The sequence below is a fragment of the Shewanella sp. Pdp11 genome, assembly GCF_002838165.1.
Classification (GTDB): domain Bacteria; phylum Pseudomonadota; class Gammaproteobacteria; order Enterobacterales; family Shewanellaceae; genus Shewanella; species Shewanella hafniensis.
The window spans coordinates 4,335,630-4,358,065 of sequence record NZ_CP015194.1; the positions used below are offsets into that span (position 1 = coordinate 4,335,630).

Genomic DNA, 22,436 nt, shown 5'->3' on the forward strand with positions numbered 1-22,436 from the left:
GTTACTTTGCAGCTTGTGCTAACGCTGTTTGGTGCTGAACAACACTTGCTTGAACCGAATCAATTGCCGCTTTACCGGCTTGAATCGAACCTACGACAAGGGCAACAACCAATACCAAGCGAAAAAGTGAGGCTGATTTAGTCATGGAAGATCTCCAAAAAAAAGACGAGACCTTCCCCCTGACGGGAGAATAATCCCGCCAGGGTTAGTAAAATGAATGCGTGGCGCTAAGAAGCTAAAGGCTGTGTGAGCGCTTTGGCTGCTTGTTGTTGTGCATTAAATATTTCTTGTTTCGCAAACGTCAGTTCAACACCCTGAAAATGTTCATTGGCATATTCCAATGCACTATTCCAAGCGTTTGAAGCTTCCGCCCGCTCGATAAGCTTGTAAACAAGCCCTCGGGTTCGATCATCAACTTGCTCGGGTGGAATCACTGATGGCTCAACAACGTGTGTTGCTTGGCCTTCGATAATTCGCTCCGCTTCGTCTTGATCGAAAATTCCCACAAAGCCAAACGCAATGCGGGAACACTGGATCATGGATTTATGTCTTAGCATTCGCTTAGTGTGCGTCTGCCATGGACCATCTACACGGTAAGGGCCATTTTTGCCGTTACCTTCAAAAGGCGGTCGATAGACTTCATCCAGATACTCAGTGATTTTGACTGGGTGCGAACGGTCGCGCCGGTAGATGATGCATTCCATCCATTCCGGGCATTCTTTCGCACCATCCAGGGAGACTTTGTTTTCTGAAGTCTTAAACTCCATGCCATCAAACTGGTCGTGTTGATTGATGATGCGAGACCATCCATCGACACCTACCACTGGAATAATTCCAGCTTGTTTATCAGGGAACGCAAAAATCTCTTTGGTGAAAGGGTTCAAGCCGTACTGATCTGCAACCACCAAGAGCGCCATCATCTGCTCATTGGTCGGTGCACTACCGTCACGTTGCTTGAATGCTGTTGCTTTTAGGGTATCGAACAGTTTGTTTGGATCGACACTAAAGCGCTCAGCAAAGCGTTGGATTAGCTTTGGTTTTTCCATTGTGGACTCCGACAATCAAAGTGGGAGTCTGACCCTGACGGGAAAGTACTCCCGGCTGGGTTAAAGCGTTTTCGCTCGGTTAAAAATCTGGTTCAGGATATGTTTGTGCCCAATTACCTTGGGAGCCCGCATCATCTGCCGGTGATGGCTCGGATGCTTTGTTCACACTATCAAGAAGCAGAAACTCGTCCGCGTCCACTTCGGTCAATCGATGCTTAATCCCATCTTTCTCCCATGAGCGCGTGCGCTGAGGCCCTTGAACAAAAAGCTTCGCTCCTTTTTGGATCAAATCTTTTGCCCTTAGCCCTAACTTAAATCCACCACGATCTCGAAAAACGACCCGATGCCATTCTGTATGCTCTTTGAGCTCATTGGATTGACGGTCGCGCCATTTTTCAGAAGTGGCCAGTGAAATACTGGTCACTAAATCACCTGATGGATAGGCTCGCGTCTCTGGCTCAGAGCCAACGTAGCCTATGAGTGTTACTTGGTTTTTCATGATGTTCTCCTTGTCTTAGTTGAACTCTGTGCACACAGTCGCTTCTGCCCGGCTGGGCAAAGAAGACTGACGACGCAGATAGGTTGGTATTTCGAGTAAAGCCATGTCGTACGGATGTGGCTCTTTGTAAAACGCAGGTGTCAAACGGGGCATACCAGGAGCTTTAGGCACCGCCATTGGACGACGTTTTGGTGTTGGTGTGAGCAATCGCTTGATTTGAGTAAGTACAAATCGAAACGGGCGCAAGCATTGACCAGCAAGCAATCGCAAAAGCGACCAGCTCAGTTTTGCAAGCAACATAATGCCTGCGATTTGGATAATAAATCCGAAGATATATTCCATTGGTGACTCCTTATGTTGGTTTTGAAGGAGTCACCCCCAACTGGGGAAAACTCCCCCAGTTGGGTGGTGAAAAGGCGAACCGTAAGGAACGCATGGTTGAGCATGTAAAAACATGCAGGCTATTTGTTTAAGGAGGCTAGCTACCTCTTATTACCACTGATAATACTCAGCGGCGGGCTTCCTTTGAGCTCATGCTCTCAGGCGTAGATATCACTGAAACAGATCAGCAATATTTGATAGTCAGTGTAACCGTCTTATCCAGACAGGATAGTTAGAAAGATGCTCAATTCTTCCACCTAGCTGAAAGGCCATTACCTCACAGAGGATTAGGCTAGGGACTGATTATTGTCATATCAGGAGCAAACTTATGGCCCAAGCAAAAACCAATTACTCAAAACCCATCTTTGAACAATCATTCACAATTAATAGCTTACAGGCGCAACGTGTCGTTGACCGTGTTTTTAGACGGACGGTCAGTGCGCTTTACGGAATCGATGTCATCCTGCGCATCATTGGCGATGAGAACGAAATTGATGAAGTGGAACAGATCATTAGCCAGTTGATCGAGGATTGCGCTAAAGCGGTAGACAACGAACAAGCTCGTTTGGACAAACTGATGGAGTCCAACGGCATCGATGAAGTACCTGACTACACCGACCCGATTACCTTCAACGCCAAAATCAGCTCGCCTCAGGTTGGCCAGTTTGTCGGCTTAGTTCGCAAACTCGATGCGTTGATGATCTCAATGGACACACTCTGGTTGTCTAGCGTGCTTAGCAACAAACAACGTGTTGATGGCAACTACGCATGGCAACAGCGAATTATCAAACTTGCACGACGCATTATTGATATCGAAATTCGAGCACGAAAATCAGCCCAAGCTAAGGGTAAAGAAGCAGAAGTTGAGCAAGCGGTGCCTTCAACCGATGACGATATCACTGAAGAGGAAACAGATAACCCCGCCAACTAGGAAAATAGCCCCTAATGAAGGGGCTTTAATTATACAGTAGGTTTTAGCACTTTTTTTGTCGAAGAATTTTATAAGCTATAAATTCTCTTAGTTGCTGCGCTTATAGCCTCGGTTCATCTATCAAGCCTTTTACTAAGGAAACAGTTGCAACAAGCAGAACAATGGTAAAAGGTAGGCCTGTGGTCACGGCCATTGCTTGAGCTGCTGCTAAACCACCACCAAGCATTAACGCAATCGCAACTAAGCCTTCAAACGTACACCAGAATACGCGTTGAGGCGTTGGCGCATCGACCTTACCGCCCGCGGCAATAGTATCAATAACCAGTGAACCAGAGTCGGAAGAGGTAATGAAGAATACCACCACCAAAATAATGCCGACAAAAGATGTAATTTCAGCTAGCGGCATCACATCTAACATGGCAAATAGTTTTAATGGTAATTCTGCCTTGAACACAGCTTCATAACCATCGCTCACGTATTGGCTTATAGCGTTACCACCAAAAGCGGTCATCCATAACACACAAACAGAGGAAGGGATAAGGGTAACGCAAATAATGAACTCACGAACTGAACGACCACGAGATACACGCGCAATGAACATACCGACAAATGGTGACCAAGAAATCCACCACGCCCAGTAGAATGCTGTCCAACCTTGAGAATAGTTTACGTCTTCTCGTCCAAATGGCATTGATAGGGCAGGAATATTAGCCACATATGACACTATATTTTCGAAGAAGCCAGTTAAAATCGCGATCGTCGGGCCGACAATAATAACGAAAAGCAGTAAAAGCGCAGCGAGCCCCATGTTGATCTCAGATAAGATTTTCACACCTTTGTCTAGTCCCGCAACAACTGAGATTAAAGCAAGTGCGGTGATGCCAATAATCAATAGTACCTGCGTAGTATTCGTCATTGGAACATCAAACAGGAAGTTCAAACCCGTTGCGGCTTGAGACGCACCGTAACCTAGAGACGTTGCCAGACCAAAAACTGTCGCTACAACGGCAAGAATGTCGATAATGTGACCAGTCCAACCCCATACACGCTCACCAAACAGTGGGTAAAAAATGGATCGCATGGTAAGTGGTAAGCCTTTGTTAAACGAGAAAATCGCCAAACCAAGAGCCAATAGAGCATAGATTGACCACGGATGAAGCGCCCAGTGGTAAATCGTCGCCGCCATGCCTAGTGCAGATGCGGCACTTGCATCGCCTTCTGCACCACCTAGAGGGGCCCAGTCAGTACGAACACCGTTCTCAACGTTCACGCCACCAATAGCAGAACTAAAATGAGACATAGGTTCTGATACACCAAAGAACACCAGACCGATACCCATACCTGCTGCAAAGAGCATTGCCAGCCAACCCGCATAGGAATAATCTGGCGTCGCTTCAGTACCACCGATTCGCACGCGACCTAGCGGTGTAAAAATCAACCCAACACAGACAATGACAAAAATATTGCCAGATGCAAGAAAGAACCAATCCAAATGGTGTAACAAACCCGCTCTTAGATCTGCGAAAAACGGCTCTACCTGTTCTCGAAATAATAGTGTTACTACAACAAACAGGATGATTGCTAAACCAGAAATTGCAAAAACACGGTTATGAATATCAAGGCCAAACGGGCCTACTTTTAACGCGACGTTATCCTGACCAATTTGATAGTCAGTGTCTATCGCGTTTACCTTTCCATCGGGGCGTTGAATGCCACCGTTATTATCGGTGCTCACGGATAATCTCCTTAAAAATACGTGACCAAATTTAAATTACTTTCTTCGGAGTCTGAGTGATGAAACCTCCCATCACTACCAAACACATGTTCAAAAAACATAGTTCTTATAAGCGGTTACTCAGTCCGCCATCATAATCGCAAAGCCCCTACCTTTCATTGCATTTTATTGCCTTCATCATAAACAACGCTTATTGCCAAATCGAAGAGATTGGCATGTTTCGATTAAAATGATGTTGCAACTGTGCTTGAAACAGTTCAGCAGTTGCCAGCGCATCGGTCAAAGCATGATGAGGTTGATAAGCAGGAAGGCGATACCTTTCACGAGCATGTCCCAGCCTGACAGAGCCTGGCTTCTTACCTTTTAACTTATTGAATAGGCCACTGCATTCACGGCGCTGTATCGCATGTTCAATGTCTAGCGTATCGACAACGGGAAACTGTATCCCCTCCCCAATACTATTTAGCAACGCGTTATTAAAAAACAGCCTTTCGATATTTTTATAATGAACAAGCACAACTTTGCCTGACAGCGCATCCAATATTTCCCCTAAAATGTGGGTTAATTGGGGCGCGTTTTTGACTTCAGAATCAGTGATGCCATGAATCACGACTGACTCTTCGTTTAACTCACGATTAGGATTAACAACCCAATGCGCAGAGCCACTACATTGAACACGATCAATAGTAAACGGCACAAGTCCAATCGTGAGAATTGCATCCTCTTCCGCATTCAAACCTGTCGTTTCAAAATCTACCGAGACAAACGGCACTTCCTCAATTGGTGTTTCCCCATTAACCATCGGTGTCGAGTAATAACGTTTGAGCCTCTCGTCTCTTACTTCTTTCGCGAGCTGTTTGAATAACGTTGACCACTCTGGCGTCCGAGACGTATCCAACAACGGCTGATCTTTTGCTGCCTTTTTTGAGAACCACATTATTTGCTACTTCTCTGGTATCGGAACTTGATGAAGCTCTGTGCATCACTAAGGATTTGGAAAGCAGCTTTTAAGTTTCGGCGCTCAAACTCTGACATGTTCTCTGGCTCAATGTTATTATCTGGTTCATCTCCATTTTCGATATCGAGTGCTTGATGACGAATTCGAACCATGTAGATCAATTCCATTGCATCCCTCAAGTCCATTCCTCGCCCTTTAGGTAAGATGCCCGCATCATTGATATCGTCTAAACGGTCGAACGAGTTTTGCGAACGGGAACCAATTGCCAATGAATGTACTCGAATCAAATCTGCCAATGGCGCAGTACCTCTTCTTTTCAAGTTAATAGAATTGCGGTGACGACCATCTTTTTCCATAACAAAATCTTTGAAGAAGCCCAATGGCGGTGTACGACGTATCGCGTTGTAAGCCATACATGCAAGGAAGCGGTTATTTCTTTTCGCTCTTCTCGCAATAAAGCTGCTTAATTGCTCCGCCCATTTCACTCGCCCATGAACACCGAGGAGATCAAAAAAGATATTACTATTTAACAACCTCTCAGGGGTTGGATTGTCTATCCAGTTTCCAAAGCATTCTTCCCATTCTGCACGAGTTTTTCGCCATTCTGGGTTGGTAGCCATAATATCTCCAGTACAGTAAGCATAGCCGCATGCTGCTAAACCATCACAAACAAATTTGGCAAACTTTTCAAAGTACTCCCCGTGCATCTCAACATCATAACTGTTGTCGAGAATAAGGGCGTTGTCTTGGTCCGTTACAATTAACTGTTCATCCCTGGCCATCGATCCCATCGCGACCAAACAATACGGAATTGGCGCAGGGCCAAGCTCTTGCTCTGCTAATTCAGCCAAACGCTGTTTAAAGCTACTACCAATGACCGACATGGCTCGACCAATCATATGAGCGTTGGCATCTTCATTCACCATTCGTACAAAGCAGTCTTTCACTTGTTCAGAAACTTGTTTGAGATCTTCAACGCTGGTTTGTTGGAAGATAGAGCTAACGAGCAGCAAGCTGTTTTGAGATTCATAACGGACAATATCCGTCATGCCAATAATTCCTATCGGCTTTTTATCTTTTAAAATTGGGAGATGGTGCACGTTGTAGCGCAACATGGTTAACATGGCTTCAAAGACATAAGCGTTGTAATCCAGAGACACCACGTCATAACTCATGACCTCACTCACTGGGATATTGGTATCAATACCCTGAGCTAATACGCGAATGCATAGATCGCGATCAGTCAATATTCCAAGTAGTTGTTCATCATCTTCTTCTGTGAGTTCTTCTGCTGGGCGAACAATAAGCAAAGAGGTGACATTTTCCTCCGCCATCAGTATCGCGGCTTCTTGAATCGATGCCGTCGCCTCCAACGTTACCGGATCTCTCGCTAAGATCTTACGTGCCTTGGCAGTGGTAAAGTCATTTCTTTCTGAGCGGCTGGATATTGCGCTTCGCAAACGCGCGCTGTCTTCCAGTTCCATATAGTCAGCAAAGTTTTCAAACTCATCACAAAGCTCGTTGAAAATATCCTCCGGAATACAGTAAACCAAGGTGTCTTCTATCGCTTTGGCAGGCATACGCACACGGTTGTTCATTAACAACCCCATCTGTCCAAACAGTCCACCAGCGTCAATCCTGTTATAGAGTTCGCCTTTACGTCGGTAGATCTCCACAGCGCCGCTTCTCACCATATATAAGTCGCGGATCATGTCTCCAAAATTGAGTATTTCTGTGCCTTGCCGAAAGTATGCAACCTCTGCATTTAGAGCGATCTTTTTTAACTGCTCTTCGGGTAGATCATCGAAAGGTGGATACTGGCTAATGAATTTTAACACTTCTAACTGTTCAGATTGCATTAAATATCCCTTGGGTTAAACAGCCCGTCAATACATGCTATAAATGTAAACTGTAGTGAATTATTGTTTTGCGTAACAAAGCCAAACTCACAGCACTTTCCAACACAGCGCCTCACTTTCTGGCATGGCGGCTGAAAATAAATAACCTTGCCCAATATCACAATCCAATTCTTGAAGTATTTTCCTCTGGTTTTCGGTTTCAACCCCTTCAGCTATCACTTTCATGCCAAGTGCATGCCCTAAATCAATTGCAGCCGTTACAATAGCTTTTACATTTTTGTCATTGTCTAGCTGGCTGATAAAAGCGCGGTCAATTTTTAGAGCCGTTGCGGGAAGACGATTGAGATAGGCCAATGAGGAATAGCCAGTACCAAAATCATCAATAGATATCACCACAGGAATATCAGCTAACTCTTGCAGAACCTTTATCGCTTTTTCTGGATTTTTCATAATTTCAGATTCTGTGATTTCTAACTCTAATACTGATGAGGCTAGTGTATATTTTTTAAGGAGTGATTTTACTTTGTCAGCAAAGCCATCATCGGATAAGTTATGACTGGAAACATTGACAGCAATAAAGCAATCAGGCTTATCAGAAGACCATTTCTTTAATGTTTTTAATGCAAAGTCGATGGCCCAATAGGTGAAATCATGAATTATTTCTGTATTTTCAATCAGCGGGATAAATTCCGCTGGAGATAAAACACCAAGCTTAGTATCACGCCAACGAGCGAGGGCTTCAAATCCCACTACTTTATTGTTTTTAAGATCGATTTTTGGCTGGTAATGTAAGGTTAACTCACCCGATGCCATTGCCGTTCGCACACTCCCCAAAATAGCTAATGCCGTTCGCTTTTCACAGCGCATCTCTGCACTAAACTCAACTAGCTGTCTGTCATTCTCAATGGCATAAAGCAAAGCGGACTCTGCTTCATTAATAATTGTTCGCTTACCACGAAGATTGGAGTCGATTGGCACATAGCCCACATGAGCTGAAAAGTGAATAGGAATGCCATTATATTTAACCGATTCAGCCAAAACACTTGCTAATTTGCGCTGTAAAACGTCAGTATTAGATTCAGGGTTGTGAAATAACACCGCTAACCGCTCACGATGATAATGATAGGCTTTTGCGCCAGGATAAAAAACATCTACAATGCGTTGCCACATAGTGACCAGCAATTCATCGGCTACATCATGATCAAATGTAATTGATATATCATGTAAGTTATCAATTGCTATCACAGCAAGCCCGTTTGGACTCTGCGCCATGTTTTTAGCATTGAGCTGATTATCTATCGCCTGCCAAAGGGCAAGCCTACTTGGTAATTTGGTGCCAGGATCATGGTTTAACAGGTAATTTATACGGCGCTCATAATGTGCTTGCACTTGCACAAAAAAGGCAACGAATCCACTAATAGCAATAAATATTATAAAGCGAAACCAGTAGCTTACTGTGACATCCTGCCCATAAGATAGCCCATAGAAAACTAAAAAAACCAATACACTGCTGATTATCATCCCGATTAGACCATATAGTAAGCTACCGATAACCAGAGGTACTAACAGCAGAGTTATCAAGGTACTATTATTCGACGGGTAACCATTAAGCCACAAATAAAGCGCTGTAAAGGCTAAACATAGCAGCGACAGCAGAACCAGTTGACGGCGATAATTTTGTAAAATTTTCATGTTTGGCACCCTAATATAATCCGTAAATGCCATGCTATTTATCCTGCCATAATATGACTTTGTTCCGACCGGTGTCTTTTGCCTTATATAAGGCCTCATCAGCCCTTTCAATCGCTTCGTCAGGATCTTCATCACATTCCAAGCTGGCAATCCCTATCGATACAGTTTGCGCAACAGAAATACCATCGTTGCTTAGAGGTAGCTTTGCTACCTCCTCACGTAATCTGTTCATAACACGCTCAGCTTGCTCTGTATCAGTGTTGGGTAATAAAACCAAAAACTCTTCGCCACCATAACGATAAACACTATCAAGAGGGCGAATATGTTTTTCAAAACAATCCGCTAATTCTTCTAGTACATAATCGCCAAAGTTATGGCCATAAGTATCATTTACTTCTTTAAAGTGATCAGCATCAATTATAGCAAGACTCAACATTTCTCCACTTCGTGAAGATTGAGCTTGCAGTTTTTTTACAGTACGCTCAAAAGCGGCTCGATTTAATAAACCGGTTAACTCATCTACATCAGTTAAGGATGCCGTTAAACCTAGATCCAAACGATTTAACAAAACATCAAATTGTTTCATGATGACAATTAATTTGTGTATTGAATCCGTCTGAATGCGATCTGCTTTAAGTATTTCAATGACCATCTCACCTTGCTCAACAAGTTTCTTCTGCTGCTTCTCAATTTCTATAAATAAGCTATGAGTACTCACTTCATCGACAGCATTGGATTTCAATGTCGAAATTATCTCTAATGCACTGAGTAAATTCTTTATATCAGTTGTCGAAACATCGCCGGTACTATGAGAAAAACAAAATAACTTATAAAAAAAATCAAGCCTGCAAGCATGATATTTCGCTACTGTCTTTTTGTAAGCATAATGAAAGTTTTGCAACTTATCTACGTCTTCTTCTCGGAATAGCGCTTTTTCGGGCATTCGTCATCCTCACTTTTAATCAAAAGTAATCGTTAATCGCTTTACCGCGAATTCAATTGACCAACATAGTTACCAGGCTTAATCAAGCGCAGCAGAACCAAAGGCACTACAGTGACTTAAATCTGCTTGACTAACTGCTGATTGAACCGAGATATCGCGAAGCGCAGTCCTCAGCCCTTCTTCCAAAACAGGATGGTAGAACGACATAGCCAACATGTCATGTACTGTAAGCTCCCGGTAAATAGCTAATGCCAGTAAGTGAGCAAGGTGCTCTGCTGCCGGCGCGCACATTTCAGCCCCTAGAATGCGATAATTATCGCAATCAGCATAGATGCGCATCACACCCTGATTTATCTGCGCGGTAAGCGCACGGCCTTGTTTGCTAAAATCCACACAACCTACTAAACAGGATGCTGCCAGTTGGTTAAAACGCAGGCCAACAGCGGCTATACCCGGCTCAGAAAAAACAATCGCCAGCGGCGTGCGCCGCTTAAAACAGGTAAGACTGTCCGATACGGCATTAACGCCTGCAATATAACCTTCATCGGCTGCTTCATGCAGCAGACTGAGGTCAGCATTCACATCACCTGCAATAAACAGTGGCAGATCACCCAGTTGCATTGTATTGCGATCAAACTCAGGTATGCATCAGAAAAGCCAGATTTCATCTGTTCCCATGCACTCTCAGAACTGTTTTTAAAGCTTCCATACCACTCAGCAAGTTCATTTCGTTGCTTACGTAGCATTTTTAGGTTTACTCTGGCTTGCTCACGAGCTGCTTCAGACATGCTGTCCCAGTTCCTGTCAACACGACTTTCTAGGTCATCGATACGTCCATTCAGCTTTTCAAGCGCCACTTCTGCGTCTTTGATTGCTTGCTCACGTTGACTTGAGCTGTATTGCTTAAGCGTAGCCACAAGCTCTTTGGTAATGTACTAAAATCGTATATTAGAATCCCCCCCTTGAAACAAACAAATTATTTATCCTTTTTGATACCAAGAAGAAACCGTTGTTGATAATCATAGTAAACAAATACCTTACTTTCTATAAGAGTTAACAATTTTTAGATATGAGTATCAATTTTTCCTTGTTACCTCTTCCGTCGCCTCCTTGCGAAGTTTCTGAGCATCCATTCCGTTTAGCCGTTCAATGGCTCTGTCTGCGGCACTCTGACGATTTCCATCTACGTTTAGCGTACTTCCTGAGCCAGTGAGTCGTTCCAGATCCAGTGACGGTATTTCTGGTAGGTTGCCTGTTATCGATAAGATTCCAATCCATTCATCGAGATTGACTTGGCTCCAATCGACCTGGTTTAACTGACTCGCGGTCAAACCTTCACAGTTTGGTGACTTGGCACTGCCCCAGCCAAGGCCCAATTGAGGACGCACTTGTTCTTGAATGATCCGTGAAAGTGGCGAAGTAAAGCAGCAATATGATTGCCGTTTCTCAACACATGCACCTAAGAACTTAGACTTGCAGTAAGAACCTACATAGTGGCAACTCTTCAATACCCGCTTGGCGTTCATTTCAAACTCGCTCTGCTCACATTTCCAGATAAGCTGAATGAGGATCATGGTGACTGAATAAATCATGTAGGCCGTCATAACCGTACTTAGAACCGCGCCAGCAGCACCACCCAGCGCGAAGTTACCACCCGAAACAACCCCATCGGCTCCAACAGCGCCACCAACGTTACTAAACAGTGCCGATTGCGCCCCCGAACCAAAAGTCGTACCTACCCATTCAGCCGTTTTGTTGGTCAACACCTGCATGAAGCCAGTCGCAGCTTGCTCCGCTCCCGCGCCAGCAGCCGTTGATGGTCCAGCCCCCATGAGAGAGTCCCATGCAGACACAAAAGGCTCTTTAACCGCACTCCAGGTACTCGTGATTGGCTCCCTAAGCGTATTCCACGAACCATAGATAGCTGACGACGGATTCATGGCCATGACTGCCGTATCAAGCTTGTTAACCGCCACTATCATCGTGATGTAATCCGATAACGACACGCCACTTGGCTTTTCACAGCAATCCACTATGCCACCAACGGCTTTTTTGCACTGGCCAGCATTACCTTTAAAGACCGTACACTCGACGTTATCTTGGCCATCAGCTCCCGTGCATGACATATCATTGGCCATAAACTGCGCCGCATTAAGCATCGCAGCAGCTTCTGCAAAGTTAGCCTGCTTGATTGACTCTGGCTCTAAACAATCTGTGCCCATGCAGCGAACTGGCCCCTCACAGTTGTATTGAGTTTCCATTCGTGCATTTTGCACTTCAACGCTTTGTCCACAGTCATACACCAAACTTTGGATATAGCAGAAGCCTTCATGACCAGCCCCGCCTTCAGTGCATTCGGTTCTGACGTACTGGCAGGCTGGGTTTTGCTCTAGCGCGGAACACGTATTGGTGGTCGTGTTTTGTCCGTTATTGACGATGGTTTGTGTATTACCATTGGCATCTACCCAGCTGTCTGAGCTGCCCATGTTAAACTCTGGATGAGCAGTCGAAGCATTGTAGGTCGCTCTTGCCCTCCAGCATGAGAGCCCTAGTCCATCAGAACTGCCGCGACTGGTTAAATGAGCAGGAGACGAAACAACCGCCGGATAAAGACTTCCAAGATTCGCCAACTCGCCACTACCAACCGTTAACCCTTCGATTCGTTTTGTGCCCGTATCCAAACACTGCCACTGCACCGCAGTAAACTGATCCGTTTGCATCAAGCATTGGTCTATGCCCGGATCACTTGATTGATGAACAACGTCTTGCTCTAAGTATTTGCCAGAGAAGGTCAAGGAAGCACTCAGTTTCGCAGGAGCCAAACACTTCTGAACTTCTCGGCTGCAAGTATCGAAATCGACTTTGTTCCAGCCGGACTCACATCTGGAACGCGTGACTTCCTGCGGTTCATGCCACGAAATAATCGACCCATTAACGACCTTGCACAATGAGCCAACCAAGGTTCCTTTTGGACACGTCATTTCAGGGTATTTAATCGACGGTTTCGTCTCAGTCACTGTTTCCTTATTGCCCGTCAGTGAGAGTGTCGTTTTCCAACCATTTGCCTTGGATGGCGACTCGGTGATTTTTATCTCAGTATTTTGATTATCAAAAATCCTCAGCGTCGCGTTTCCAGTTTGCATAGTACTGCTGTGCTGTGGAACAAAACTGAGCGTTTCAGAGCTAAAGCAACCGCGTTTGATGGACCAACTTTGTTGATGGGTTTCAGCGGATACACGTCGCTCTAACTGACACTGAGTAAGCGTGCTGATCTTTTCGCACACCTGGTAATCCGGTACATGCTTGGTTTCAGTGAATGGCGTAATCGTCTGAGTAGGCTCACAGGCCTCAAAACTACTTGGCATAAGGTTGGATACCACACACTTTGGATCGCTGGTTTGCAATCCACAGTCATAGGTATCGGTAAAACGAATGCATTCGCCTTTATCATTGGTTTCGGCACATTCTGACGACATGAATCCACAGGAAGGATTCGCTTCAAGCACTTGGCAGGCCTGATTTTCAATCCCCTTATAGCTTTCATCATCCACACTGACTTGTACACGCCGACACAAAGGCGATATGCCAGCCACTGGGCTTGGGGCAAAGTAGGATTCACAAACTGAAACACCATTGACCACCGTACATCCGTTGGTTGAAGACGGCTGATCCGTGCATTGAATGCTGTAGTCTGAAAACTTAGCCGGGATATCCGCTGCTTGTTCGATACAGGATTGTGGTGACCAACTATCATTCATCACCACCTTGGTTGGATCAAAGCGCACCTTGATGCGTGCATAGCCCTCACCACTACCCGTAACCGATACGCGAATTTTTACCGGCACTTCTAAACCTGGTTCTACCGCTTTTAGCTTAGCAGTTAAGTCAGTATTAGGATTGCGCTCCCAACTGGTACTGAGCTCGCAGCGGCCAGCCGTTTCTGGTGGAAAGTTATTGTTCGGTCCAGACCAGACTTTCTGATCGCCAAGCCACACTTGCATGTAGTCATCCCATTTGGCGTATTCAAGAACGGCTGAGGTAATCGCATCGGGGTTCACGACTTTGAGTGTGATGGCCTGTTCAAACACTTTACAACGGCCACTCCAGTAGTTGTCGCCAATTCGTCCAATCCAAACTTCAAGACATCCCTCACCACAAGAGCGAAGGTTCATTGGTCCTGAAACATGCTCAATAATGCCTGCCGTGTAATCATGAGTAATCGTGCAGCTGTTAACCGCTGTATTGAGCCTGTCGCATTGCTGGTAACTTGGGCTACCTTCACCTTGAGACTCACAGCCTGGGAAGCTTTGTGTTAATAGATTTGGGTCAGTTTGAACCGCATCGGTTAATGCCCAAAGCGGATCATTGACCATATCTGGCCGCGACCTGTCTTTAATTTGTTGTAGCGAACGAAACGCCTCACCCGTAGCGCCACTTTCGGATGCCATGCTCTCTTGGCGCTGCGTCCCCAATTGATTCATGCTGGTATCAGAGCCATAAACGCCCGTTAAGACATCCAATGAGCCCTGATCCATACCAGGGAAAAGCTCTTGCAAGTTAATGGACTCATTACCACTGCCATTCGGCACCGACAATGTATTGCCATTGAGTGCGGGCATCGTCCAGTTTTGCAGCAATTGCTTACCTTCCTGTTGTCCGCTTAGACCGGATTGGCGCTGTACATCAGCGGCCACACCATGTAAGGGCAAGCACGCCATAGTGATAGATAAAATACCCGCTAACACTCGGGTAAAAAATGTTGGTTTCATAGTTAACCTCCCGAGTTACAGCAGTCTTGCCAGCGCCACAAAATGTAGAGCGCATCTTCACCGGCACCTGGGATTGTTCGCCACTCTCCCCATTTCATGGTGCTTTCACCGATGACATGCGCACTTTCAGTTTCTGGTACAGGAAAGAACATACTCATCTTGTATTGGGATTTCGGCAGCATGGGTTCGATAACAGGTCGGCATAGCGCACTGTTCCCCATTGTTCGCCTTGCAAGACCACGCCTGTGTTGAGCCGCGATTGCACGCGCCGCTAAATGGCTGGTGTTTTCTGCTAATGAGCCAAAGGCTAAGGTGTGGCCAGATAACGGGTAGAGATGGCCCCAACTGCCAGCACACCAAAACAACTGGTCGATGGGTTTACCAAGCGTTGATGAAGCAGCGTCAGCGGTACAAGCAGATATAGCCAATGGATTGGCAACGGCAGCCGCTTCAGGCTGAGTAAAAAAGGCCAGTTCATCGTTCAGCCATGTTGGGTCCAATTCCGACAAATACATCAAGTCAAAGTCCATGTAACCATCGGCATTGCAATTGCCATATATGGACCCATCCGGTTTGCAAGACATTCGATATCAATTTTGAGAAGAGTTCATTGCACCCATATATTCGGCCTGTTATTGAGGTATGCCTCTGGCCCTGATGGATATCTGCTTCTACTGTCCTTATCATCCTTGCGGCTTCATTATGAGCCTATGGCGAGCTAAGGTTTTTAGTAGATCAGTCTGACTGTCTCATCATCAATTCAAGTGTCTTAGCAACTTGCTGGTTGGTTAATTATTAACGTTTATTGAATCTATTCAGCACTATACTGGAAGTCGATATTCTTCGTCATGCGCCGCGATAACCCATGCCATTCTCGCGAGTTTATTGGCGACGGCTACACAGGCTCGGTTAAAACCTCGGCGCTCTGCTAACTGGATTGCCCAGCAACTAAACTTATCTTGCTTATTCTGGCTGTGTTGCAACACCGCTCTGGCGCCGTGGATGAACAGGGTGCGTAAATACGCATTTCCCCGCTTGCTTATTCCAAGAAGGTTATCTTTACCTCCACTGCTGTGTTGTTTGGGAACCAAGCCACACCAAGCTGAAAAGTGTCTGCCATTACTGAAATCTTTACCATCACCTGCGGCGGCATAAAAGGCGGTAGCGGTGACTGGACCAATGCCAGGGATAGTCTCTAAACGCTGGCAAATCACATTGTTTTTAGTTTCTGTGAGCACTTGTGCATCACAACTCTTAAGCCGTTTTTCTATATCACTAAATTCTTCATATAACTGATAAAAAATGGCCCGACCTTTAGTGGTCAGTGTATTGGCTTCATCCGCTAAAATATCTGGGAACTGTACTTTAAAAGCCGATTTACTTTTGGTCATCACAATGCCGTATTCTGCTAGCATCCCTCTGACTTGATTGATTAAGGCGGTTGATTGTTTAGTTAATCGTTCCCGCATACGGTGGAGCAGTTGCACATCTTGCTGCTCGACGCTTTTGGGTTTTACAAACCGCATGTTGGGCCGCTGCGCAGCCTCGGCAATGGCTAGCGCATCGTTGTAGTCATTTTTATTACCTTGCCGAAAAGGTACTACAAATTGAGGAGCAATTAACTTGACGCTGTGGCCCAACAGCTCAAATTCTCTGGCCCAATAATTTGCCCCACCACAGGCTTCCATCACAATCAGACACGGCTCAATTTGAGCAAGAAAGGGAAGTAAGTCCTTGCGTCTAAGCATTTTCTTTTTGATTAACTTACCCGCTTTATCGACGCCAACAGCATGAAAAACAGACTTTGCGATATCTAAACCGATTGTAGTAATCTTCATAGGTGGACCCGTCCTCTTTCTGATGAGTTTTAGCGACTACATCGTGGCCCATTGCGAGGCCGATTAAAAGTGGATGGGTCCATTCCATTATCCATGAACAAATCGAGCATGACCAAAAGCGGAAAGGCGTAATAATGGTAATGGTAGAAAGCAAGATCACCGGTATCGTATTCACCCTCGCCATGACCACCTTGCAGTCGTCTATCACCTAACGGTAAACGAATCCCTCCCAGGGAAGGCGAACAACCCGGCGTTCTGACCAGTTCAATCAAACGCGCTGGCTCCCACATGCTGGTAACAATACCTGGCCTTGGCACACCTAAGTTGTCTTCACATAAGCAAAATGACTTGTTTGATGCGCCGCTTGGGACATTGCCAGAGCCAAGAGGAAGACCGGCAACCCGGATAGGAAAAATGCATGACCAGCAAACATCCGTCAGCAACTTGCCGGACAATAACCCCGCGTCTGGGCAGGTCAATTCGGCTTTTGCAGGAATAGATACGCCAAGGACAAACATGACAACGAGAGTCCGCAACAGACGATACGAATTATTGAGCTTTTTCATGAACAAGCTCCTTTGCTGGAATTTCTTCTATTTCAAACGCGAGCCCCTTTGCTTGAACAAACGATGGGGTGACTTGCAGATCAAAGCGCTGCTTTAGCGAGGCATTGAGAAGGTAAACCGGACTGTCCAATGTCTTTTCTATCGCATTGAGGCGATTCCAACCTTGAGTACGGTCGAGCTGCGTGGTGATAAGCGTAATGCGGCGCAGTGTCCTATCTTGCGTCTCAAGCCAATGCGCAACTGCGTCCACTTCTTCAGCGTTCGACGCATTAAACACCACAAGCTGCTGAGTAAACGGCAAGGCTTTTAGCGGGTTAATACGCGTTCCTGCTGGGATCAATGTTCGGCCATTGGCATCCAATAGTGGCCGCTGCATGACGATGGTTGGATCAACCATTCTTATCCGATACTGCGTGGCTTTGGGTAACTCAGTAAATGTTTGGCGAGACCAGAAACGCTCAATGGCTTTTTTCTTTAATGCGCCCAGGTCAATCGACTGTAAACGCTGCATCGCTACTTGCATCAAATCCGGTTCTAAAATGGAATGAATAGGACCGCGTTGACCCAATGAACCGGTATTGCCTGTTTCAATTTGACGCTGCAACCAGTCCTTGCTGTAAACCCCTAGTGCACTTGCAGTCACCTTGTCATCTTCTATGCGGAAAATGGCAGGCACGCTAGTCACCCGCCAGTGCACAAAGGCTTTCGGATCGATTCGAACCTGAGGAACAGGATCAAGCCCCGTCATCAGGGTAAGCCAATCACGGATAGCCGCCCCCAAGGTCTTTCCTTCAGGAATTCCCCGAAACAACACAATAGCGCCGGTAGCACTGGCCTCTTTAAATAGCTGCTTTAGTGAGGAATCCCCCAGTGAGGACGACGCAAATATCAACCATTCATCGTTGTGTTTGAGCGACGCAGGTTGTTCAACCGGTGCAAAAGGCTCTATAAATTCAGATGAACCATCCACAGCACTTTGTAAAATGCTGCGGCTCATTTCGACGATCTTTTTGTCCTCGTCAGACAACGGATAAGGCTCTTGTGCCCAGGACACTTGCACCCAAGCCAATGGAGCAACCAACAAAAATAAGAGGCATAGTCTTCTCATCATCCACCTCCTACCAAAGCGGCCAAGCGCGACCGACAATCTGCTCGCGCTTAACGGCATTCCAATAACGGGAGTCGAAACTCGTTGCGGCCTCACCGGAAAACCAATACTCGTTTTCTTGCAGCGTCAATGAGCGGCTAAATTCTGTTTCAGCCACACCAAGACGCTGGGCTAATGCCATGCCGGTAGAGACTTCAGCACCATTCACCAGCACATGCTCAGGCGTCACCTTGACTTCATCCCCAGGCATCCCTGTTAGGCGTTTAAGCATCCGAGTACCGTCGTTATATAACGGAGCGAGTCCTTTTGAGAGGAAGGCATACAAACCATCCTTAACGAGCTCTTTATTCCATAGGTCAATCAGGTACACCGTGGTATCAGGCAAGCAGCGCTCTTGCTGGGTATCAATACCTATTCGGTAGCGCATCATGGCATAGGTGCCTACCAAGGCCATGATTAACGCGAGAGCGGTCAACCGGATGAGATATGGCCGCCAAGGCATTCTTTTACGGAGTATCTGCATGAGACACCTCCTTTGAGCCTACTGGCACAAATACAGAATCATCAGCACCCACCACCGCTTGGGCATCCAGCACGATAAAACCGGCTGCTTTTAGCTTTTCAATTTGCTGATTGGTCTGAAGCAATCTGGATTCGATGTCTTGTTCGCTTGCATTGGGGCCCAGTGACAACACCGCCTCCCCAAAATCCACGACTGCAATGGGCGTACTTAACGCCAACTGGCTGTGGATGGGTTCGAGTGTTTTCATTAAGAGCCAGCTGGTCATTAAACCGCTGCCTGCAATAGACAAAGTAATAGAAGCCATAAATGGCCAAAGCGTGGACTTATTCATAGCCTCGCTCCTTTAACAACTGGGAGATGGCATCGGCAACAGAAAGGCCTTTGCGCGTTAACTGCTTAATCGCGTTTACATCTTCTGCACGGGACGAGTACAACAGCTTGTGAAACGGATCGACGATGAGGCGGCCAATCCCGGTGCCCATTTCGGTAATAAAGAAAATTTCGGAATAGACACCCGTGACGGTATGAACCGTTTTCAGGTATTCATAACCGCCTTCACCTAGTGGCAAGCGGCCTTCTTTTTTGAGCGCGTTGATGGTTTCAGCTTTTTGGCCAAGCAGGTACATATTGGCTGAGTTTTCAGCGATGGCTTTACCTGTAGGGCTGTCATACAAATCGTTGACCGATTGCGTTACCGTTACAGCACTGCCGCCATATTTTCGAAATCGACGGTAACCTGTTTCGATGAACTTACCGACATCACCTTGAGTCAGCAGATCCCAAGCTTCGTCAATGAACACAATCTTGCGACGATCACGCTCACCTAAGTACATCTCTTGTTGGATTTGGTAGATAAGCTGAAGCAACACCACTTGTTGCAGGTGCTTGCGCCCCTTGAGCTCTTCTAACTCCAGAACGGTGAAACGGTTTTTGAAGCGAATATTGTTGTGGCCATTAAAGAAGCGGCCATATTCGCCCTGTGTCGTAAACGGATAGAGCTGCTCACCCACGTCCTGCACACGTCGGTCTTCATGATTTTTTAAAGCCGCTGCCACATCATCAACCAACATGGCACGACCTTTTTTCTCCCACAGTTCACGGGTCTGACGCTTTAGGTTGGCCATCTGAAAATCGGTTAATGACTGCGTTGGTGCGGCCATTGCGGCCAATAACCCAACCAACACATCCGCTTCTTCGTCATAGTCCTCAACGATTTCAAACGGATTTAAGCAAATGCCACTGTCCCGCCCGAACTGTAAGAACTCACCGTCATAGACTTCACACAGCTTTTCATAAGAGCGGCCAACATCAATCACCCAGCATTGCCCGCCTTCAGATAAGTAGGAAGAGATGATTTCGTTTACCAGGAATGACTTACCCGATCCCGATTGCGCCGCGATGCAACAGTTGTAATTACTGCCCGAGTCATAAAGGGACACACTCATGATCTGGCCATTACGGGAAACAAAGTTAATCACTGGCGTGCCTGTACCTTTCCAATCCGCAAACAAAGGCAGCAAAGGGATCACATGCCGTGTCGCCATAGTCTTGAATCGAAACAAGTCGTTCATCGCCTGGCGATCAGCACCAAATGGCAAGGCATTCAGGAAAATAGGCAAACAGAAGTACTTGTCTTCCATCAGCTCAAATCCGAGTTCTTTGAAATAGGTTCGAGCATTTGAAACAGAGCTGATGGACGCATCTTCCGTTGGTGAAAACAGCGTTAAGGTCATATTTGCCCGAATAGGACGATCACCTTCTTGCAAGGCTTCAAAAAGAACATCAAATCCCTTTTTCTTGGCTGCAAGCACCGGCACAAACTTGAGCATCGGGCCGTAGGCCTGATTGACCGCCCATTGACGCTTCGTCTCTAAACGAGATCGCATCGCCTCAGCTGAGGGAAAGTGAATGCTGACATTCAGCAAAAAGCTTCCGCGTAAACCGCGACTGCCCGTCATCATATCGCCCGCAAAACTTGCGGCATGACCAAACCAGATCCGCTCAGGCAAGCGCTTAAACGATAAGGTTTTAATTCGGTAATCGCCCAGCATCAGACCTTGGCTATCCACCTTGATAGCTCGGTCATAATCCAACACTTGCTCTCGAAGTGGTTTATCTGCCTCACTGCGGATTGGTAATGGATTGCGCCAGGAAGCATCTTTTCCCCAGTTAAGCTGAGCACTTAATGCTGCGAGCCAATTTCGGTCGGTCATCTCAGTAACACGAAAACCAACCGTTGCCAGCGCTTGCGAGAAAGAAGCCCGAAGCGCGGATGCCCGACTCAACTCACGCTCCGTCGGTATAGGACTTTCCAAAGGCAATTTGCAGGTGACGATCAGTTGAAAGTTGCGTACCTGAGTTTGGGTTGATTCTTCTATCGGTCGAACCGTGCCCCCATCGAGGAAGTCCGCACGTTTGCGTATCGACGCCCTGAGCAATGGATCGGATTGACGATGGCGTAAGCCCATCATGCGCTGAAGGTCGGTTTGAATATCAGGCGAGGCGTACAGGCCAAATTGCAGCAAAGTGTCTTTTGGCCAGTCGTTGTTGAGTAGAACATTAACCCTGTCTGCAACAGACTCATCACCACCCGGCAATGGGTCACATAGAAAACCAAAGCCAACACTTTGGTCTTCCATGAAAAACAGTTGCTCATCGTCTGAATAGGCCAATACTGGCAATAGCTCTGAAGCGCGTTGCCCTGAATACAGAGAGGCTTTCATTAACGCCCCTCCAACCAAGCAGAAAGATCATAAGGACGGCCTCGGCTGATGCGACCATCATTGGCGACGATGAAAGGCACACCTTGAATGCCCAGGATTTGAGCCGTCACCAAGGTACGCTGCATTGGCTCTAAGTTGCAGGCATCATCCTGCTCTAAGTTACTAATTCGACCATTGAGCAATGCATCGGTGGCCGCTTTTTTGTCACGCGCACAGCCAAGCTGGCGAACCTGACGCTCTGAATCAGGACCAAGCACTGGCACAGGAAGTATTTGGAAGGTGTATTCTTTGGTTAGCGGTAAAGCTTGTTTCAAAAGCTCATGGCAGTGCGGGCATCGTGGATCAACAAAGACCACCACTTTCTTTTTGCCTTCGCCCAGCGTCAGTGGGTTCAAATCATCCATTTTTAAGCCAAGACGACTTAAGTCCAGCGTGTTTCCCGCTTCTCGAATTTCTTCAAGGCTGGTAAGCGGCTTTTTGGACCAGGCATCATAGAGCGTGCCATCAATGACAAACCGGCCACTGTCTGACATGAAAACAATACGGCCATTGCTTTCGACCGCTTTCATACCCGTGACAGGTAAAGAAACCATGCCGTCAATTTTGCCAACGGGCGACACTTCAGACACAGGTTCAGCTTGAACCAATGGAGACAGCGCAAGCGCCAGAATAATTGGAGATAGTTTTCGCATGAGGAGTCCTCGTTAATGTAAATCGAGGCTCCAGTCTATGCAGTTGTCCTATGTGGACTCGGTTAGATAGATTGAAGAATTGGATGCCTTGCTAGGGTGCCACGTGTTGTTACGCACTATTTGTAAAGGTATAGCTTTCATCTAAATCCCGCGAGAAACCCCGTCCTTTAGGG

21 protein-coding genes are annotated in these 22,436 nt (G+C 46.4%); 1 reads left to right on the forward strand and 20 read right to left on the reverse strand.

Annotation, left to right across the window (positions count from 1 at the left end; all coding sequences use genetic code 11):
* Position 1: 1 nt before the first annotated feature.
* The 4 genes from AYJ58_RS21980 to AYJ58_RS19070 all read right to left on the reverse strand — a co-directional run bounded on the left by AYJ58_RS21980 (position 2) and on the right by AYJ58_RS19070 (position 1,887).
* Complete coding sequence (locus AYJ58_RS21980) at positions 2–145, reverse strand: hypothetical protein (protein ID WP_000167275.1); 144 nt, start codon at positions 143–145, stop codon at positions 2–4.
* Positions 146–227: 82 nt separating this feature from the next.
* Positions 228–1,046 carry a phage recombination protein Bet gene (gene bet / locus AYJ58_RS19060; RefSeq protein ID WP_000414662.1) on the reverse strand — a complete coding sequence of 273 codons (819 nt, stop codon included), beginning with the start codon at positions 1,044–1,046 and terminating at the stop codon, positions 228–230.
* A gap of 79 nt (positions 1,047–1,125) precedes the next feature.
* Positions 1,126–1,545, reverse strand: coding sequence for a single-stranded DNA-binding protein (locus tag AYJ58_RS19065; protein WP_040132793.1), 420 nt, complete (start codon positions 1,543–1,545; stop codon positions 1,126–1,128).
* 15 nt (positions 1,546–1,560) lie between these two features.
* Positions 1,561–1,887, reverse strand: coding sequence for a plasmid-related protein (locus AYJ58_RS19070; protein ID WP_100267452.1), 327 nt, complete (start codon positions 1,885–1,887; stop codon positions 1,561–1,563).
* Positions 1,888–2,254: 367 nt separating this feature from the next.
* Between AYJ58_RS19070 and AYJ58_RS19075 the strand changes: the two genes are divergently transcribed.
* A complete protein-coding gene (locus AYJ58_RS19075; protein ID WP_106651321.1) occupies positions 2,255–2,857 on the forward strand; it encodes a hypothetical protein in 603 nt (200 codons plus the stop codon).
* Positions 2,858–2,957: 100 nt separating this feature from the next.
* Here AYJ58_RS19075 and AYJ58_RS19080 read toward each other — a convergent pair whose 3' ends face one another.
* The 16 genes from AYJ58_RS19080 to AYJ58_RS19155 all read right to left on the reverse strand — a co-directional run bounded on the left by AYJ58_RS19080 (position 2,958) and on the right by AYJ58_RS19155 (position 22,263).
* Positions 2,958–4,592, reverse strand: coding sequence for a BCCT family transporter (locus AYJ58_RS19080; protein ID WP_001963921.1), 1,635 nt, complete (start codon positions 4,590–4,592; stop codon positions 2,958–2,960).
* A 190-nt stretch (positions 4,593–4,782) separates the two neighbouring features.
* Positions 4,783–5,529 carry a 3'-5' exonuclease gene (locus AYJ58_RS19085; RefSeq protein WP_001963920.1) on the reverse strand — a complete coding sequence of 249 codons (747 nt, stop codon included), beginning with the start codon at positions 5,527–5,529 and terminating at the stop codon, positions 4,783–4,785.
* A complete protein-coding gene (locus AYJ58_RS19090; RefSeq protein ID WP_096070649.1) occupies positions 5,529–7,409 on the reverse strand; it encodes a DUF294 nucleotidyltransferase-like domain-containing protein in 1,881 nt (626 codons plus the stop codon). Before AYJ58_RS19090 ends, AYJ58_RS19085 begins: the two co-directional genes overlap by 1 nt.
* 87 nt (positions 7,410–7,496) lie before the next feature.
* On the reverse strand, positions 7,497–9,101 hold the full coding sequence (locus tag AYJ58_RS19095; RefSeq protein WP_172782670.1) for a putative bifunctional diguanylate cyclase/phosphodiesterase: 1,605 nt from the start codon (positions 9,099–9,101) through the stop codon (positions 7,497–7,499).
* Between the two features lie 34 nt (positions 9,102–9,135).
* Positions 9,136–10,044, reverse strand: a complete 909-nt coding sequence (locus tag AYJ58_RS19100; RefSeq protein WP_106651323.1) for a GGDEF domain-containing protein — start codon at positions 10,042–10,044, stop codon at positions 9,136–9,138.
* A gap of 78 nt (positions 10,045–10,122) precedes the next feature.
* Entirely contained in the window at positions 10,123–10,665 is a 543-nt protein-coding gene (locus AYJ58_RS19105; RefSeq protein ID WP_100267449.1) for a hypothetical protein, read from the reverse strand.
* A complete protein-coding gene (locus AYJ58_RS19110; RefSeq protein WP_001963909.1) occupies positions 10,623–10,961 on the reverse strand; it encodes a hypothetical protein in 339 nt (112 codons plus the stop codon). Before AYJ58_RS19110 ends, AYJ58_RS19105 begins: the two co-directional genes overlap by 43 nt.
* A 159-nt stretch (positions 10,962–11,120) precedes the next feature.
* Positions 11,121–14,813 (reverse strand): conjugal transfer protein TraN, encoded by a 3,693-nt coding sequence (gene traN, locus AYJ58_RS19115; protein ID WP_106651324.1) that lies wholly within the window; start codon positions 14,811–14,813, stop codon positions 11,121–11,123.
* Positions 14,814–14,815: 2 nt separating this feature from the next.
* Positions 14,816–15,397 (reverse strand): TraU family protein, encoded by a 582-nt coding sequence (locus tag AYJ58_RS19120; protein WP_443019196.1) that lies wholly within the window; start codon positions 15,395–15,397, stop codon positions 14,816–14,818.
* A 237-nt stretch (positions 15,398–15,634) separates the two neighbouring features.
* Positions 15,635–16,651, reverse strand: a complete 1,017-nt coding sequence (locus tag AYJ58_RS19125; protein WP_106649633.1) for an IS110 family transposase — start codon at positions 16,649–16,651, stop codon at positions 15,635–15,637.
* Between the two features lie 29 nt (positions 16,652–16,680).
* The gene (locus AYJ58_RS19130; RefSeq protein ID WP_443019197.1) at positions 16,681–17,217 is read right to left on the reverse strand and encodes a TraU family protein; all 537 of its coding nucleotides are present in this window, start codon (positions 17,215–17,217) and stop codon (positions 16,681–16,683) included.
* A complete protein-coding gene (locus AYJ58_RS19135; protein WP_428848592.1) occupies positions 17,201–18,328 on the reverse strand; it encodes a TrbC family F-type conjugative pilus assembly protein in 1,128 nt (375 codons plus the stop codon). The genes AYJ58_RS19130 and AYJ58_RS19135 overlap by 17 nt, the downstream gene beginning before the upstream one ends.
* Before the next feature lie 7 nt (positions 18,329–18,335).
* Complete coding sequence (locus AYJ58_RS19140) at positions 18,336–18,848, reverse strand: S26 family signal peptidase (RefSeq protein WP_198555520.1); 513 nt, start codon at positions 18,846–18,848, stop codon at positions 18,336–18,338.
* The gene (locus tag AYJ58_RS19145) at positions 18,832–19,179 is read right to left on the reverse strand and encodes a hypothetical protein (protein ID WP_004249366.1); all 348 of its coding nucleotides are present in this window, start codon (positions 19,177–19,179) and stop codon (positions 18,832–18,834) included. Before AYJ58_RS19145 ends, AYJ58_RS19140 begins: the two co-directional genes overlap by 17 nt.
* Positions 19,172–21,571, reverse strand: coding sequence for a type IV secretion system protein TraC (gene traC / locus AYJ58_RS19150; RefSeq protein WP_106651326.1), 2,400 nt, complete (start codon positions 21,569–21,571; stop codon positions 19,172–19,174). Before traC ends, AYJ58_RS19145 begins: the two co-directional genes overlap by 8 nt.
* Entirely contained in the window at positions 21,571–22,263 is a 693-nt protein-coding gene (locus AYJ58_RS19155; RefSeq protein ID WP_031500474.1) for a DsbC family protein, read from the reverse strand. The genes traC and AYJ58_RS19155 overlap by 1 nt, the downstream gene beginning before the upstream one ends.
* Between the last annotated feature and the right edge of the window lie 173 nt (positions 22,264–22,436).

Bases quoted from the DNA above. Each gene is read 5' to 3' on its own strand.
- AYJ58_RS21980 (WP_000167275.1), bottom strand. From the start codon at position 145: ATGACTAAATCAGCCTCACTTTTTCGCTTGGTATTGGTTGTTGCCCTT.
- bet (WP_000414662.1), bottom strand. From the start codon at position 1,046: ATGGAAAAACCAAAGCTAATCCAACGCTTTGCTGAGCGCTTTAGTGTC.
- AYJ58_RS19065 (WP_040132793.1), bottom strand. From the start codon at position 1,545: ATGAAAAACCAAGTAACACTCATAGGCTACGTTGGCTCTGAGCCAGAG.
- AYJ58_RS19070 (WP_100267452.1), bottom strand. From the start codon at position 1,887: ATGGAATATATCTTCGGATTTATTATCCAAATCGCAGGCATTATGTTG.
- AYJ58_RS19075 (WP_106651321.1), top strand. From the start codon at position 2,255: ATGGCCCAAGCAAAAACCAATTACTCAAAACCCATCTTTGAACAATCA.
- AYJ58_RS19085 (WP_001963920.1), bottom strand. From the start codon at position 5,529: ATGTGGTTCTCAAAAAAGGCAGCAAAAGATCAGCCGTTGTTGGATACG.
- AYJ58_RS19090 (WP_096070649.1), bottom strand. From the start codon at position 7,409: ATGCAATCTGAACAGTTAGAAGTGTTAAAATTCATTAGCCAGTATCCA.
- AYJ58_RS19095 (WP_172782670.1), bottom strand. From the start codon at position 9,101: ATGAAAATTTTACAAAATTATCGCCGTCAACTGGTTCTGCTGTCGCTG.
- AYJ58_RS19100 (WP_106651323.1), bottom strand. From the start codon at position 10,044: ATGCCCGAAAAAGCGCTATTCCGAGAAGAAGACGTAGATAAGTTGCAA.
- AYJ58_RS19105 (WP_100267449.1), bottom strand. From the start codon at position 10,665: ATGCAACTGGGTGATCTGCCACTGTTTATTGCAGGTGATGTGAATGCT.
- traN (WP_106651324.1), bottom strand. From the start codon at position 14,813: ATGAAACCAACATTTTTTACCCGAGTGTTAGCGGGTATTTTATCTATC.
- AYJ58_RS19120 (WP_443019196.1), bottom strand. From the start codon at position 15,397: ATGTCTTGCAAACCGGATGGGTCCATATATGGCAATTGCAATGCCGAT.
- AYJ58_RS19125 (WP_106649633.1), bottom strand. From the start codon at position 16,651: ATGAAGATTACTACAATCGGTTTAGATATCGCAAAGTCTGTTTTTCAT.
- AYJ58_RS19130 (WP_443019197.1), bottom strand. From the start codon at position 17,217: ATGAAAAAGCTCAATAATTCGTATCGTCTGTTGCGGACTCTCGTTGTC.
- AYJ58_RS19135 (WP_428848592.1), bottom strand. From the start codon at position 18,328: ATGATGAGAAGACTATGCCTCTTATTTTTGTTGGTTGCTCCATTGGCT.
- AYJ58_RS19140 (WP_198555520.1), bottom strand. From the start codon at position 18,848: ATGCAGATACTCCGTAAAAGAATGCCTTGGCGGCCATATCTCATCCGG.
- AYJ58_RS19145 (WP_004249366.1), bottom strand. From the start codon at position 19,179: ATGAATAAGTCCACGCTTTGGCCATTTATGGCTTCTATTACTTTGTCT.
- traC (WP_106651326.1), bottom strand. From the start codon at position 21,571: ATGAAAGCCTCTCTGTATTCAGGGCAACGCGCTTCAGAGCTATTGCCA.
- AYJ58_RS19155 (WP_031500474.1), bottom strand. From the start codon at position 22,263: ATGCGAAAACTATCTCCAATTATTCTGGCGCTTGCGCTGTCTCCATTG.